The organism is Streptomyces sp. NPDC004539 (genome assembly GCF_040610055.1).
Taxonomy (GTDB): domain Bacteria; phylum Actinomycetota; class Actinomycetes; order Streptomycetales; family Streptomycetaceae; genus Streptomyces.
Genome location: NZ_JBEXLS010000024.1, coordinates 57855 through 71849, shown reverse-complemented (window position 1 = coordinate 71849; position 13995 = coordinate 57855). Strand labels below are relative to the sequence as shown.

Sequence of the window (13995 nt, the reverse complement as noted above, 5' to 3'; positions counted from 1 at the left end):
GGTGCTTTGGGGCCCGTACTTCAAGGGGCTGTACTTCAGGGGCCGGTGTTTGAGGGGCCGGTGCTTGAGGGCCCGATCCGTCAAGGCCCCACCGTCGTCGGGATCTCCGTGCGCGACGTGATGCCCAGCTTGGCCAGGATGTGTTCGACGTGCGCGTCCACGGTCCGTTTGGAGATGACGAGGCGTTCGGCGATCTCCCGGTTGGACAGGCCCTGGGCGACCAGGGCGGCGACCTCGCGCTCGCGCCGGGTGAGGGCGTCCACGGAGCGGGGCCGGCTGTCGAGGGTGTGCCGGGCGCCGGGGACGCGCCGGCCGGCGGGGGGATCGGCGGGGACGGGGAGGTCGGCGTCCGCGCGCACCGCCTCCAGCACCTCGCGCCCCGACATCCGTGCCCCGCTCTCCCGCCAGCGCTCGAACACCTCGTCCCCGAGGGCGGCCCGCACCGACTTCTGCACGGCCTCCCGCTCCTCCAGCAGCCTCGGCAGCAGCGTGACGGGATCGCCGCCGAGGTGGCGCGCGTGCTCGGCGTACCCCATCAACCAGCAGGCACGGACGTGCCGTTGATGCTGCGCGGCGTGCCAGGACAGACCGAGGCAGGCGAGCGCCGCGACCAGGATCTCCCCTATCTCGGCGGCGGCCTCCAGCCCGAGCCGGAAGCATTCGACGGCCTCGGTGTGCGCCCCGGTGAGGTAGAGGATGAGCCCCTTGGTCGCGACGGTCGAGGCGTACAGCTGCCGTTCCCCGTGCCCGTCGAGGTACGACATACCTGTGGCGCACAGTTCCAGCGCCCCGTCGGTGTCCCCGAACACGGCCCGCAGCAGGGCGGCTTCGTAGTGGATGACGCCGATCGCGAGCCCGTCCCCGGAGTCGAGGATGCGCCGCCGGGCCGCCTCGACCTCGGCGAGCCCCTGTTCGACGGCGCCGCCGAACGCGGTCATGGCTCCCAGGTATCCCTCGGCCGAAAGGACCACCCGCCCCTCACCGCACCTGCGCGCCACGTCGTACGCCTGCGGAAAACGGTCGAGAGCGGTTTCCAGATCGCCCGTCCAGACCCCGAAGATGCCGGTCATCAGCAGGCCCCAGGCCCGTTCGGGGCAGTCCTGCGGGGTGAGTCCGAGGCCCTTGTCGATCCAGTGGTGGCCCTCGGAGAGGGTGCCGGCGGCCCGCCAGTACGGTCCGAGGCGCGCCGCCAGCCACAGCGCCTCCACGGCCCGGCCGTCCGCCGCGCAGCCGTACTCCAGGGCGGCCCGGACATCGGCGACGTTCTCGCGGACGGCGCGGTGCAGGACGACCTGGGCGGGGCTGAGGAACTCGTCCCAGAACCGGCCCACGAGACGTTCGTAGTGCGTGAAGTGCCGTTGTTTCACGGCCTCTTGGTCGTCCTGGCCGAGCCGTCCCGCGCCGTACTCGCGGATCGTGTCGAGGAGCCGGTAGCGTCCGCCGTCCTCGCCGATGCGCTGCACGACGGACTTGTCCACCAGCCCGATCAACGCCTCCACCACCTCGCCGGGCGGCAACTCCGCGTCCCCGCAGACCTGTTCGGCAGACGACAGCTCGAACGACCCGGCGAACACGGAGAGTCGGGCCCACAGCAGGCGTTCGTGCGGGGTGCACAGGTCGTAGGACCAGTCGATGGCCGTACGCAGGGTCTGGTGCCGGGTGAGGGCGGTGCGGCGACCGCCGGTCAGCACCTCGAACCGCTGGTCGAGACGGGCGACCAGTTCGGCGAGGGGTACCGCGCGCAGCCGTACGGCGGCGAGTTCGAGGGCGAGCGGCATGCCGTCGAGGCGGTCGACGAGGGCGAGGGTGCGTTCGCGGTCGCTCTCGTCGAGGGGGGCCGCGCCGGTCACGGCCGCCGCCCGCTGGACGAACAGGTCGACCGCGTCCCGCCTGCTCAGCGGGGTGATGGGGACGCAGTGCTCGCCGGGGACGTCGAGCGGCTGGCGGCTGGTGGCGAGGACGCTGAGGCCGGGGGCCTCGCGCAGGAGGATGTCGCAGAGCATCGCGCAGGCGTCGACGAGGTGTTCGCAGGTGTCGAGGACGAGCAGGATGCGCCGGTCGCGGAGGTGTTCGACGACGGCGTCGAGCGGGCTCATGCCGGGCTGTTCGGGGAGTTCGAGGACGCCCGCGAGGGTCGCCGGCACCAACTCCGGGTCGCGCAGGGCGGACAGTTCGACGAGCCGTACCCCGTCGGCGAACCGCGCGGCCGAGGTGCCGGCCGCGCGCAGCGCCGTACGGCTCTTGCCTACGCCGCCGGGGCCGACCAGGGTGACGAGTCTGGCCCGGCCCAACGCGTCGCGCAGCAGGGACAGTTCCTCCGCCCTGCCGACGAAGCTCGTGAGCTCCACGGGGAGTTGGCCGCCCCGCCGCTGTCCGAACCCGAATCCCATCTGTCCCCCGTGCTCGCGCCGGCCCTCCACACCCTGTCACTCATCACAGCGTAAGCACACTGCTGCCGAGCGTGAATGGCGCGAGAAGGCGTAGGTATCACTCGCCCCGGGGACGGGGCTCGAAAACGTGCGCGAGGGGTGAAAGGGGTGGGGAGGGTGGGGTACGGGAGCGCCGGGGTGGCGTTCGGGGGCGCGTTCAGGCCATCCAGAAGAAGACGGCCGTCATCCGCTTGTCCTCCAGTGTCGTCCCGCAGTAACCGGTTGCGCTGTGTACGAGGTTGGCGTTGTAGAGGAGGAGGCGGTTGTACTTGTGGGGGACGCGGACGTCCTCCTCGAAGGCGTCGGGGGCGACGAACCGGGTGCGGAGCGCGTCGACGAGGTTGTTGTGGGGCGCCTGGACGACGTTCCCGCCGAGCCTGCCGCCGGGCAGGGACTGCCGGTAGAAAGCGGTCCCACAATCCTTCGGGGCCACGGGGTTCAGGTACAGGACGGCGGCGTACCGGCACAGCGACCGGGAGTCGGTGTGCGGCCGGGGCTCGCTCTCCCCCTCGCCGACGACCTGGACACAGTTGTGGTTGAGGGTGCCGCCGCCGGGCGCCTCCTGCACCCACAGCTCCTTCGCGCCGGTCGCCTGCTTCACCAGCCGTTCCACGCGGGCGAGTTCACCCGGTTCGAGGCCGGGCATGGCCCGCAGTCCCGGCCAGGTCTCGGAGGTGTACGGGTACCCCCTGACCCAGTCGTCCTTGGCGAGACACCGCTCCCGTACGGCGTCCACCCCGGGGAGGACGTCGTCCAGCACCCAGTAGTCCCGACCCTTGGTCGGTTTCCGGTACGGCAGCACGGGCAACTGCGGCAACGCGCGTGGTTGTGGGGGCATGCCGCGAATGTAAGACGCCGGTAAGCAACCGCTCGCCCGCGCTTTTCTAAGGGTTGGACCAGTAATACCCCGGGACCAGGTCAAAGGATGGTAGCCCTGGTCAACGGAGCACCAAAGGGGCCGTCCCGGAAAGTTTTTCGGCACCCAGGTGAGTCACAGGTGCCTCGCGCCCGTACTCCTGTACGTCCGACCCCGCAGCCCACGCGCAGCGGGCTCCCCGACCGGGCTGGAGGCACGGTGCGCTTTTCACGCAACGCGATGGGAACTCTCTTCGTGGGCGGCGCCCTGAGCATGACACTCGCCGCGCTCGTCTACCCATCGATGCTGGGTGTCGACACTGCCTCCGCGTCCAACGACAGGGTCATCGCCAACACGCAGTGGGGGCCGCTCACCGAACTCGACCGCGACTTCGTGGTGAAGGTGCGCGCGGCCGGTCTGTGGGAGTACCCGGTCGGCCAGTTGGGCGTCCAGAAGGGCACCAACCAGGGCGTCATCATCGCGAGCCAGCACCTCATCGACGGCCACGCCGCCCTCGACACCACGTGCCGCAAGATCGCGCCGATGCTCAACATCACGCTGCCGAACGTCGCGAGCCCGCAACAGGTCGGCTTCGTCAGCCAGTTGACGTCCGACACCAAGGGCGACCAGTTCGACCGGGACTTCGCCAACATCCTGCGCATCACGCACGGTTCGATCTTCAACACCGTCGCGAAGGTCCGCTCCACCACCAAGAACACGCTGGTCCGCGCGCTCGCCGACCAGGCCAACGACACGGTCCTCGACCACATCACGGTGATGGAGCAGACGGGTCTCGTCGACATCGACCAGTCCCTGTTCCAGCAGACCACCCCGCCGAAGCTGCCCAAGTCGGACCTGACCCCGCCGCCCGGTGTCCCCGGTGGCCAGGTGCTCGTTCTGACCCCGCCGCCCACCGCCACCTCCACGCCGGTCGACATCGACCGCATCGCCGGCGCCAGCGCGGGCGTCACCGCGGCACCGGGCGGGAACAACAACGGCAACAACAACGGCGGGAACGTCGGGAACAACAACAACGGCATCAACAACAACGGCGGTTGATCCGGCCGTAAGCACCGCCCGCTCAAGGCGAGTTGACAGGCTTCCCAAGGGAAGATCACGATGGGCGCTCACACCCCTGGCGCGCACGACCCGCGCGCCGGGTGTCCCTCCTGGTCCAACCGGCCGCCCACGCACGGCGGTCGGCGGCGACCAGCCACGTGATCCGACCAAGTCACCCCTGGCAACAACCGAATTGACGTGCCGTCATGCCGTCATATCGGTCGCGCCGAGATGGGATACGCATGTCCATAGCGAGAAGTGTCACCGCGCGCCGCCTGCTGGGGACGGGCGTCGCGTCGCTCGCCCTCGCCGCCGCCTCCGTGGCCGCCGCGTCCGGCGCCTGGGCGACCGGGGGCGGCAACGGCTGGCAGGGCGGCGGGCAGTACAAGCCCGGCACCGGCGCGGGCGAGAAGACCGAGGCCGACCGCTGCCAGTTCTCGCTCGACGGAACCTCCTTCTTCGACTCCGTCAAGGTCGACGACCAGAACCTGAAGCCCTCCACGGACGGCAAGGTCCACGTCACGGTCCTCGGCACGGGCGGCACCTGCACCGTCTCCCTCGCCTCCTACCTGGCCCACGGCCCGACCTTCAACACCTCCGGCGAGCAGGTCTTCGTCGACTTCGACACCGTCACGGTGAAGAAGGGCCAGAAGGACACGCTCGACATCTCCGTCCCCAACTCCGGCTGCTACGCGCAGATCGACCTCTACCGGGGCGCGGTCAAGTTCGACGGCAAGAAGGACGTCCAGGACGGCTTCGAGCACGGCGACCTGCCCAAGGGTCCGGACCGGCCGGTCATCAAGGACAAGCTGATCGCGGCCTGGAACGGCGGGACGAAGGACTGCACGGCCACCGAGCAGCCCCCGGCCAACCCGCCCGTCGAGGAGCCGCCCGCCGAGCAGCCGCCGGTCTCCGCCTCGCCGTCGCAGGGTGAGCAGCCGCCTGTCTCGGCCCCGCCGTCGCCCTCCACGCCGGTGTCGGAGTCCACCCCGCCGAGCGACGGCGGCTCCTCCGAGTCCCCGACGCCCACCCCGTCCGCCTCCACCTCCGAGAGCGCGCCCCCGGCCGCCCCCACCCCCAACGGCGGCAAGGGCGACCTCGCCGAGACCGGCGCGGGCAACAACACGGGCGTCGTCATCGGCGGCGCGGCGGCGCTCCTCGCGGGCGGCGCGGCGATCGTGGTCGCGACGCGGCGGCGGCGCGGGACACAGGCGTGAACCCGTAGCACCCGCGTAGTACCCGTAGTACTCACGGCTGCCGGGGGGCGACCCGTAATACCCGTAGTACCCCGCCCGGCAGCCGCACGGCCGTAGTACCCGTACGACCCGCACCCGCCCCGTACACCCCGTAAAACCCGTGGCGCTCCGCCGGCCCTACCTCTACGGTGACCGCATGCAGCGCGCCCACTCGTCACGCACGACGACGCCGGACAACGTCCCGGCGCGCTGACAGCTGAGCTGTTCGAAGAAGCCCCGGGGCGGGTGCCCCGGGGCTTCGCCGTCGGTCCACCCGCCTCGCCCCCGTGAGGAGACCGACATGGACGCGCACGAAGACCACCGCCGCCTCGGCCGCGAACTGGACCTGTTCGACACCGACCCCCTGATGGGCGCGGGCCTGCCGTACTGGCTCCCGGACGGGGCGGTCGTACGCCACGAACTGGAGCAGTACGTCCGGGAGTTGGAGCTGTCGGCGGGGTACCGGCACGTGTACTCGCCGGTCCTCGGCAAACGGGAGCTGTACGAGATCTCGGGCCACTGGGACCACTACAGCGACGACATGTTCCCCCCGATGCGGCTCGGCTCGGAGGAGGTCGTACTGCGCCCGAGCCTGTGTCCCCACCACGCCCTGATCTACCGCTCCCGCGCCCGCAGCTACCGTGAACTCCCGCTGCGGCTCGCCGAGTTGGGCGGCATGTACCGCTCCGAGCTGTCCGGCGTCCTCGGCGGCCTGACCCGGGTCCGCTCGATCCAGCTGAACGACGCCCATGTCTTCTGCACCCTCGACCAGGCCGTGGACGAGGCGAGCGCGGCCCTGCGCCTGATCCGCCGCGCGTACGACGACCTCGGCATCGAGGCGTCCAGGTACCGGCTGTCGCTGCCCGGCGAGGGCGGCAAGTACGTCGCCGACCCCGAGCTGTGGAGCAGGGCAACCGCTCTGCTACGCAAGGCACTTGAGGGCGTCGACTACGAGGAGGCGGAGGGCGAGGCCGCGTTCTACGGCCCGAAGATCGACGTACAGATCACCGACCCGGCGGGCCGGGAGGCGACCCTGTCGACCGTGCAGATCGACTTCCACCAGCCCGAGCGGTTCGGCCTCACCTACATCGGCGCGGACGGGGCCAAACACCGGCCGGTCATGGTCCACCGGAGCATCGTCGGCAGCGTCGAGCGGGCGGTGGCCCATCTCATCGAACGGCACGGCGGCGCGTTCCCCGTCTGGCTCGCCCCGGTGCAGCTCGTGGTGCTCCCCGTCTCCGAGGTGCAGGAGGCCCATGCGCTGGAGCTAGTACGTGAGGCGGAGTCCTCAGGTATCAGGGTCGCGTACGCCGGGCCGGACCAGGGGACCCTGGGGGCGCGGATCAGGGGCGCCAGGCTGGTGCCGTACCAGGCGGTGATCGGTGAGCGGGAGGCGTCGGGCGGGCTGGCCGCCGTACGGCTGCGGGACGGGCGGCAGGTCGGGCCGCTGGGCGTGGCCGAGCTGGTGCGGCGGGTCGCGGAACGGTCGGCGGCCCGGGGAACCGCCCTGTGGGAGTGATCGGCACGGCATAGGGTCGGGGGCGGCGGCCGTCCCCTGCGGCCGGCCGCGGCAGCTCCGCCACCGTACGACCGACCACCGCACGGAAGGGGTCCTCGACGTGACCGCTCAGCCCATCCCCGTGATCATGGACGTGGACACCGGGGTCGACGACGCCCTGGCTCTCCTGTTCGCCGTCCGCCACCCGGCGATCGACCTGCGGGCGGTGAGCTGTGTCGCCGGGAACACGGACGTCGACGGGGTGGTCCGCAACACCCTGACCGTGCTGGAGCTGGCGGGCGCGCCGGACATTCCCGTCGCCCGGGGAGCGGAGCGCCCGCTGATCGAGCCGGCCCGCTCGGCCCAGCACGTGCACGGGGTGGACGGCATGGGGGACCTCGGGCTCCCCGCCCCTACCCGTACCCCTGTGGAGCTGGACGCGGTGTCACTCCTGCGGCGCGAGATCCTCGCCTCGCCGCGCAAGGTGACGCTGATCCCGACGGCCCCGTTCACCAACATCGCGCTGCTGCTGCGGACGTATCCCGAGGTCACCGCGAACATCGAGCGGATCGTCTTCATGGGCGGCGCGGTGGAGATCGGCAACGCCACGCCGGTCTCGGAGTTCAACGTCTGGCACGACCCGGAGGCCGCGGCGATCCTGCTGACGGCCGGGGTCCCTCTCACGATGTACGGGTTGGACGTCTTCCGTCAGGTCCTGGTCCCCGAGGACGACATCGCCCGGCTGCGCGCGAGCGGCAACCCGGCGCTCCGGCTGGCGGGGGACCTGCTGGCCCACCGCGACCCGGACACCAGCGGCGACCCCAGCCCCACCGGGTGCCTCGGTGACGCGGGCGCGGTCTGCGCGGTCGCCGACCCCGAGGGCCTCACCACCGCCCTCCTCCCGGTCGAGGTCTCCCTCGCCCCCGGCCCCACCCGGGGCCAGACGGTCGTCGACCGCCGCCCCCGCCCCGGCGAGGCGGAGGTCCACGGGCTGAGCAGGGAGGGGGCGCTGGTGGACGTGGCTCTGGAGGTGGACGTGGAGCGGTACGTGAAGCTGTACCTGGAGACGGTGGAGGGCTGAGGCCCTCTGATACCTCGGGCCTACGGGTTCTACGGGTTCTACGGGTTCTACGGGGCGGCCCCCGGGCCGCCCCCGAGCGTCACCCGTAGCCCCTCCCCTACCTCCTGAGTACGTCACCCCCAGGTACCCCCGCCCCGCGCACCCACCCGCAGGAACCTCGTCCCCCGGACGGACCGCCGCGGTGGTCGGCCTCAGGGCGGGGTGTTGGCGTGGGAGCAGGTGTCCCTGCGTCAGGAGGCGGGTGCGGTGCGTCGAGCCGTGGGTGTGAGCGTGGCGTTGGTGTGTGCGGGGGCGTTGACGGGGTGCGCGGCGCTCGGGCTCGAGCATCCGGCGGTCGCCCCGCACCCCACGCCGACCATCGAGAAGTCCCCCTCGGCGAAGCCGAGTCCGCAGGCCCCCGGCGTGCTCAGCGAGGCGCAGGCGCGGGCCGCCCTGCTGACCGTCGCCGACCTGGGCGCCCCCTGGACGGCCACCCGGGGCGCGGCGACCTGGCGGGACGGGGTGCTGAAGGCGACCAGCACGGCCCCGGAGTGCGCCCGTTTCCTCGACGCCCTGTACGCCGACGAACTCCTCGGCGCCCCCGCCCGCGCGACCGTCGGCCTCGACGACGCCGACACCGGCGCGCAGCTCCGTTTCCAGGTGACCGCGCAGCGCCCCGTGGCCGAGGTGGACCGGGCCCTGGCCTGGCTGAAGACGATCCCCCAGGTGTGCGCCCGGTTCACCGCCACCTCGCCCAAGAAGGTCGTCCAGGACGTCATGGTGACCGAGGCGCCCCTGCCCGAGGCGGGGAACGTACGTCAGGGACTCCACGTAACTCTCACGAGCCACAACGAGGACGGCGAGCCCTCCACCCTCACCCTCGACGTCGCCGCGGTCCGCGCCGGCGACGACGCGTACACCCTGACCAACGGCGGTCTCGGCGACGTCGCGAACGAGGCGACCCAGATCGCCGTACAGCTCGGCGCGCTCCGTCTGGCGGACGTGCGCAAGCAGGGGCGGGTGCAGGTGTAAGGGGCAAGGGTCCGGGACCGGGGTCCCGCCCGGACCCAGGCGGATGCCTCGCCCCGGCAGAAACCGACGGCAATCGGTTGCTACGGCTTCTCGTACGGGTCCTTCGGCTGCGCCACCCGTACGACGCTCCCCGCCGCCAGCACCGGCGGCCACGCGGCGTCGGAGCCGAGGGTCCCCTTCGGCACCCAGGTCCCGGTGACGGTGACCCACGTGTCGACGACCGGCGCGGAGGCGCCCCGGATCTCCACCTTGGAGGTCGTCGCGTCGGCGGCGCAGCAGGTCACCAACAGCCGTGTCAGGTACCAGACTTCGCCATCACCCCGGGTGACGAACCCGGTCATCCGGACGGTCCGGCCCGTGAGCGAGCGTCCGCTGTCGTAGATCGCCCGCGAGCTGAACGCTGCCACCGTCAGCTCGACCGGGTCCCCGGCGGGCAGCGCCGGAAACGTCCCGACACCCTGGGCCGCCCGAGCCGCCGCCTCACGTCCGGCGCTGTAACTCCCCAGCGCCGGGGGCGGGAAGAGCAGGAGGGCGAGGGCGGGGAGGGCGAGCAGCCAGGCCAACCGGGGCCCGTGGCCGGGGTGTTGACCGTGATGCGGGTCGGTCTCGTCGTCGTGGGAATGGCCGCCGCCGTCGTCGTACGCGTCTCCCTCGCTTCGGGCCCGCACGCCGGCGGCCGTGCCCAGCAGCACGAGCAGGGCGCCCGAGATGATCAGCCATGGCCTCAACCCGGCTTGTACGTAACGGAGATAGAGCTCGCTGAAGGCGGTGACGCGCAGGACCGCCGCTCCGACGAGCACCAGCAGGACGGCCGGTCCGTAGCGCCTCACAGGAGCCACCACCCGACGAGGGCGCTCACCGCGACGGCGACCACCCAGGTCGCCGAGGCGAACCGGACGGCGAAGGAGCGGCCGAAGGTGCCTGCCTGGAGGGCGATCAGTTTCAGGTCGACCATCGGTCCGACGACCATGAACGCGAGCCGGGCGGTCGGGGAGAACCCGGAGAGGGAGGCCGCGACGAACGCGTCCGCCTCGCTGCACACACACAGCACGACCGCGAGCCCGGCGAGCAGCAGCACGGAGAGCCAGGGCGAGCCGGTGAACAGTTCCAGCACCGAGCGGGGTACGACGATGTTGAAGGTCGCCGCCGCTGCCGCCCCGAGGACCGGGAACCCCCCGGCGTTCAGGAAGTCGTGCTGAAGCCCGCCGAGGAACGCCCGCGTCTTGGGGGAGGAGCCCGTAGTACCCGTAGTACCCCTAGTACCCGCGGTCCCCGCGGTCCCCGCCGCCCCCGTGACTCCCGCCGTCTTCCTCGGCGTCCCCGTAATACCCGTAGTACCCGAGGCCCGCCCCCGCCCCTCCGACAGCCGCAGCCTCAGCCACTCCTCCTTGCCGAACCGCACCCACAGCCACCCCATGACGAGGGCGACGCCGAGGGACGCGACCAGGCGGGCGAGCACCATCACCGGCTGCCCCGGGAACGCGATCGAAGTGGCCACCAGGACAACGGGGTTGACGGCGGGCGCGGAGAGGAGGAAGGCGAGTGCGGCGGCCGGTGCGACACCGCGCCGCATCAGACTCCCGGCCACCGGCACGGACGCGCACTCACACCCCGGCAGCAGCACCCCGGCCACCCCCGCGACCGGGACGGCCAGCGCGGGGCGCGTCGGCAGCAACCGCTTGAGCAGTGTTTCCGGGACGAACGCGGCGATCGCCGCCGAGACGACCGTACCGAGGAGAAGGAAAGGAACCGCTTGCACAACCACGGCGGTGAAGACGGTCCACCAGGCGGCGACGGCCGGGGTCCAGAGGTCGAGCGCGAGCGTCGGGCCGAGGACGGAGAGGACGGTCCCGATCGCGACGAGCGCGGCGCCGCCGAGGCCGGCGTACACCGCCACCCGCGCCGCGAGCCGTACTCCGTCGACGACGGTCCGTTGGTTCTCCATGACCCGGGGGACGCTAGCGGCGACGCCTGTGCGCCGCCCCGGATTCGCCGGAGGGCGAGCTGTGACGGCGACGATCTGCTATCGAGTCCGGTACAGACCCGTACCTCTGAAGAGGGACCCGCGCGCCCCCTACCGGACCCCTCCACACCCCGTGCAGAAACCGCTTGCACAACTCCCTCTTGACCCCCTTGCCCTCATACCCGTACACCCCTAGGTTGGTCGACACCCCGAACGCCGCGTGACACTCCGGACACGCACGTCGTACAGCGCCCCCGCCCCGCTGTAGCCACCACCTCCTGCGAGGTCTCCCGTGCCCCGAACCGCCGCCACTCTCACCCGCGGCCTCGCCGCCGCGCTGATAGCCGTGACCGCCCTGGTCCTCGCGTCGACCGCGGGGCAGGCCGGGCAAGGGGACGAGCGCCCCGCCGTGCAGACCGCGGACCGGCTGACGGACCGCTGAGCGGACGGCCACCGGCGGGTGGCCGGTGGCGGAGGCCGGTGCTGGAGGCCGGTTCCGGGTGGCCGGAATCACGCCCGCACCCCCTCCGAAATCCCCCCTCTCCACCCTTACCGTGGAGAAATGTCCCCTCTGGTCCGGATCAGCAGCTCGTACGCACCGCGTTTCGCGGAGTTCGCGTTCGAGCCCTCCTTCACGGCCGCGGTCGACCAGCATGTCGCCGAGCTGCGCGACCGCCTGGAGTCGAACCACTCGGGCCTCGTCCCCCGACCGCCGCACCGCGAGGACCTGGCGGACTACGCCCTCGGTTTCCTGGACGCCCTCGACGAGCTGGACTGGCGCGAACCCGTGGGCTACGACTACGCGGTGTGCCGGCTGACCGCGATCACCTGGCTGGTCCGGGAACACGACCTACTTGTGGAAAACCCGTAAGGGACAATTCACAGTAAGCGCTTGTCCTCTCAACTTCTGTGCTGTCAGGGTCACTTCAGCACCCGCTGAAACACCCCCGAGCACATGGAGAACCACCCGTGTTCCAGGAGTACAAGCGCTTCGCCAAGGCCGCGTTCGTCGCCGCCGCGACCACGTCGCTCGCGGTCGGCCTGACCGCCGGAACGGCCTCGGCCGCCCCCAACTTGTCGAACCTGCCCGAGAGTTCGACCTCGTTCCAGAGAACCTTCCAGCCGTACTTCGACTATGACTCGGACGGCTGTCTCCCGGCGGCGGCGATCGACCTGTGGGGCAACCTCAACGGCGGCCTGAACCCCAGCGGTTCGATCGGCGGCGGCTGCCGGACGGACCACCTCGGCAACGCGAACACCTACGCGCGGGTCAAGTGCAACAACGGCTGGTGCGGGATCATCTACACCCTGTACTTCGAGAAGGACCAGGCCGACCCGACCGGTATCTCGGGGCTCGGCCACCGCCACGACTGGGAGTGCGTGGTGGTCTGGGTGAAGCAGGGCGCCGCGCAGCCGTCGTACATATCGGCCTCGCGGCACGGCGGGTTCAACACGATCCCAGTCGACCAGGCGCCGATGGACGGCGCCCACGCCAAGATCGTCTACCACAAGGACGGCGCCTCCACCCACGCCTTCCGCTTCGCCAAGTCCGGTGAGACGCCGGAGGCTTGGCCCGACGGCGGCTGGGACCACCCGGCGCTGGTCAGCTGGGACCACTACCCGGCCAGCAAGGACCCGTCGAAGAACCTCCAGACCATCATGAACAACTCCAGCTGGGGCAACGCCAACTTCCCGCTCCAGGACAGCAAGTTCAACGACACCCTGAACAAGGCCAAGCCGAGCGGTATCGCCTTCGACCCCTACGGGGCGGGCTGAGCACACGCGTGAGGGCCGGCCCGTACCCGTAGTACCCATAGTACTCAGGTGCCGGCCGGCCCTCGTCCGGCTCACATGTCCTGGTCGGTGCGCTCCCGGACCGGCTGGTTGGTCATCGCGTCCTGCCGCCCCGACTGGTACGCGGTGACGCTGTCCCGGGCCCGGGTGGTCTCGCGCTCGGCGGTCGTCAGCAGCCGCTCCATGCGCTGGCGCATCGGGCCGATCATCCCGCCGCCGACCCCGACGATCAGGATGCCGGCGCCGGCCGCGAGCGCCGCGTACAGCACCGGCTGGGTGACCGTCGTCGCGATGCCCGCCTGGCCGAGCGCGGCGATCACGCCGAGCGCGAGGATGCAGGCCCACACGACCGTCGCGAGCGTGCGGCCGTACGACATCGAGGACAGCGCGCTGCCGACGATCGACCGGACCGCGTTGGCGATCGCCATCGCGACGACCACGAGGACCACCGCGACGATGCCGCGCGGCAGCCAGGAGACGATGCCGTTGATCATCGTGCTGACCGGGTTGGTGCCGAAGACGCCGAGCGCGAGCTGGAGCGTGATCAGCATCAGCGCGTAGTAGACGATCTTGCAGACGATCCCGGTCATGTCGTACTTCGAGTCCCGCAGGAACCGGTCCGCCCCCGCCCGGTCCGCGAGCCTCTCCGAGCCGACCTTGCGCAGGACGCGGTCGAGGACCCGGGCGATCATCTTCGACACGAACCAGCCGATGGCGAGGATGACCAGGAAGCCGACGAGTTTCGGCACGAACTGCGCGACCTTGGACCAGGCGTCGTTCAGTCCCTGGGTGAAGTTGATGGCGAGCGTGGTGGTGGCCATGGGCGGCACATCCTTCGTTCGTTTTCCCGAAGCTCGGACCAGCGGTGCAGCGCCCCCCTACGTTTCGTGGATAGCAGGGTGGGGTGGCGGGGGCCCGTGGGGTGGGGCTGTTCGGGTGATACCGAAGGGGTAGGGGGTGTACGGGTCGCGGTCCGCCGCGGGGCGGGTCCCGGAGGCGGGTCGTACGGGGTGTACGGGCCCCTCGGGGCCGGGCGCGCGAGGCTCAGGGCTCCCGGCGTACGGGGCTC

The 13995-nt window shown here is 71.4% G+C and carries 13 protein-coding genes; 8 read left to right on the top strand and 5 right to left on the bottom strand.

The features are described 5' to 3' along the window. Positions 1–80 precede the first annotated feature (80 nt). Together ABZX85_RS37355 and ABZX85_RS37350 are read right to left on the bottom strand one after the other, a co-directional pair. Positions 81–2390: a LuxR C-terminal-related transcriptional regulator gene (locus ABZX85_RS37355; protein WP_355879150.1), complete on the bottom strand. Its 2310-nt coding sequence runs from the start codon at positions 2388–2390 to the stop codon at positions 81–83. 196 nt (positions 2391–2586) lie between these two features. Next, the gene (locus ABZX85_RS37350) at positions 2587–3267 is read right to left on the bottom strand and encodes a DUF6445 family protein (RefSeq protein ID WP_355879147.1); all 681 of its coding nucleotides are present in this window, start codon (positions 3265–3267) and stop codon (positions 2587–2589) included. A gap of 258 nt (positions 3268–3525) precedes the next feature. Between ABZX85_RS37350 and ABZX85_RS37345 the strand changes: the two genes are divergently transcribed. From ABZX85_RS37345 to ABZX85_RS37325, 5 genes are all read left to right on the top strand, one after another. After that, a complete protein-coding gene (locus ABZX85_RS37345; protein ID WP_355879450.1) occupies positions 3526–4344 on the top strand; it encodes a DUF4142 domain-containing protein in 819 nt (272 codons plus the stop codon). Between the two features lie 242 nt (positions 4345–4586). Further along, on the top strand, positions 4587–5561 hold the full coding sequence (locus tag ABZX85_RS37340) for an LAETG motif-containing sortase-dependent surface protein (protein WP_355879144.1): 975 nt from the start codon (positions 4587–4589) through the stop codon (positions 5559–5561). Between the two features lie 319 nt (positions 5562–5880). After that, entirely contained in the window at positions 5881–7098 is a 1218-nt protein-coding gene (gene thrS / locus ABZX85_RS37335) for a threonine--tRNA ligase (RefSeq protein WP_355879141.1), read from the top strand. A gap of 100 nt (positions 7099–7198) precedes the next feature. Next, on the top strand, positions 7199–8158 hold the full coding sequence (locus ABZX85_RS37330; RefSeq protein WP_355879138.1) for a nucleoside hydrolase: 960 nt from the start codon (positions 7199–7201) through the stop codon (positions 8156–8158). A 246-nt stretch (positions 8159–8404) separates the two neighbouring features. Then, positions 8405–9169, top strand: a complete 765-nt coding sequence (locus ABZX85_RS37325; RefSeq protein WP_355879136.1) for a hypothetical protein — start codon at positions 8405–8407, stop codon at positions 9167–9169. A gap of 80 nt (positions 9170–9249) precedes the next feature. Here the strand turns inward: ABZX85_RS37325 and ABZX85_RS37320 are convergent, their stop codons facing one another. Both ABZX85_RS37320 and ABZX85_RS37315 read right to left on the bottom strand, forming a co-directional pair. Continuing rightward, positions 9250–9999: a TIGR03943 family protein gene (locus tag ABZX85_RS37320; RefSeq protein ID WP_355879134.1), complete on the bottom strand. Its 750-nt coding sequence runs from the start codon at positions 9997–9999 to the stop codon at positions 9250–9252. Beyond that, on the bottom strand, positions 9996–11114 hold the full coding sequence (locus ABZX85_RS37315; protein ID WP_355879131.1) for a permease: 1119 nt from the start codon (positions 11112–11114) through the stop codon (positions 9996–9998). The genes ABZX85_RS37320 and ABZX85_RS37315 overlap by 4 nt, the downstream gene beginning before the upstream one ends. Positions 11115–11424: 310 nt before the next feature. Here ABZX85_RS37315 and ABZX85_RS37310 point away from each other — a divergent pair, with 310 nt between their 5' ends. The 3 genes from ABZX85_RS37310 to ABZX85_RS37300 all read left to right on the top strand — a co-directional run bounded on the left by ABZX85_RS37310 (position 11425) and on the right by ABZX85_RS37300 (position 12908). Continuing rightward, positions 11425–11574, top strand: a complete 150-nt coding sequence (locus ABZX85_RS37310) for a hypothetical protein (RefSeq protein WP_355879128.1) — start codon at positions 11425–11427, stop codon at positions 11572–11574. Between the two features lie 120 nt (positions 11575–11694). Continuing rightward, positions 11695–12003 (top strand): DUF6401 family natural product biosynthesis protein, encoded by a 309-nt coding sequence (locus ABZX85_RS37305; protein ID WP_355879125.1) that lies wholly within the window; start codon positions 11695–11697, stop codon positions 12001–12003. Between the two features lie 98 nt (positions 12004–12101). Then, positions 12102–12908, top strand: coding sequence for an NPP1 family protein (locus tag ABZX85_RS37300; RefSeq protein WP_355879122.1), 807 nt, complete (start codon positions 12102–12104; stop codon positions 12906–12908). Between the two features lie 71 nt (positions 12909–12979). On the opposite strand, the gene ABZX85_RS37295 is transcribed toward ABZX85_RS37300, so the two are convergent. Continuing rightward, entirely contained in the window at positions 12980–13747 is a 768-nt protein-coding gene (locus ABZX85_RS37295; protein ID WP_355879119.1) for a hypothetical protein, read from the bottom strand. Between the last annotated feature and the right edge of the window lie 248 nt (positions 13748–13995).